This is a genomic window from Mesorhizobium sp. M2A.F.Ca.ET.037.01.1.1 (assembly GCF_003998075.1).
Classification (GTDB): domain Bacteria; phylum Pseudomonadota; class Alphaproteobacteria; order Rhizobiales; family Rhizobiaceae; genus Mesorhizobium.
In genome coordinates, this window is the sequence record NZ_RZSA01001526.1 from 1 (window position 1) to 949 (window position 949).

1 pseudogene is annotated in these 949 nt (G+C 61.1%); it reads left to right on the top strand.

Features of this window, described 5'->3' with window-relative positions:
• Window positions 1–319: 319 nt before the first annotated feature.
• Window positions 320–949, top strand: a pseudogene (locus EOA27_RS41305) (glycosyltransferase family 9 protein); the annotation flags it as partial.

Genomic DNA, 949 nt, shown 5'->3' on the forward strand with positions numbered 1-949 from the left:
CCCTGCGACTGCGTCGGCGGCGACCTGTGCAGCCGGACCGATCCGAGCAAGGCCTGCTGCGTCTGGCGCCTGGAGGTTGATCCGGTGGTCGAGGCGGTGCTGGAGCTCCTGGCGCGTACCGAGGCGGTCCTGGAAGCCGCGGTCTGACACGCGGGGAGATTCTCGTGCCGTCGTCGTCCGCATTGCAAACAGCGAAATCCGGAATTTCACTATTTCCATGACCGTGAAACGATCTGCCGGCACGTGCAAGTCACTCTGGCCCACGACCTTGTCGTCTTGTATATGAGGGCCACGTGAAACATGCGCGTGGCGGCCCCGGATGTCGACGTCTCAACTCAGTTCTGGTGCCCGGACACGGATGTTGCAGGGGCCCTTCGCAGGCGTCCGGTCGATCCTGATTCTGCAAACGAAATATATCGGCGATCTGGTTCTTGCCTCGACGCTGGCGAAGAATCTGAGGATCGCCTATCCGGAGGCCAGAATTGTCTTCCTGTGCGAGGCTCGCTTCGCAGGCTTCCTGACTGCTCACGGGATCGCAGATGAGACCGTAGCTTTCAAGCGCTCGAGCGCGCGTGGCACGGTAATGCAGCGCGGCCTGGAACTCTACCACGTATTGCGAAAGCTGCGTCGTTTGGCTTGCGATATGACCATCGACTTGACCGATTCAAAAACGACGCACTTCGTCGCCATGGCGCTCAACGCCAGGATCCGCGTTGGCTATTTCCCGACCGAGAGGCGATTGGGCCGGTTCGAGCGCCAATCCGCAAACGTCAGGGCCAAGCCCTTCGGCTATGGCGAGAGGCATTTCCTTTATCGCTATCTTTCTCCGCTGGAGGCGCTAGGGGAAGATCTGCGCGTGCGGGTTCCCTCGATCGAGCCGCTGCCATCGGAAACCGCGCGGGTCCTGACATTGCTGGACAGCTGCGGTCTTCGCCGCAAAGCCTTCCTG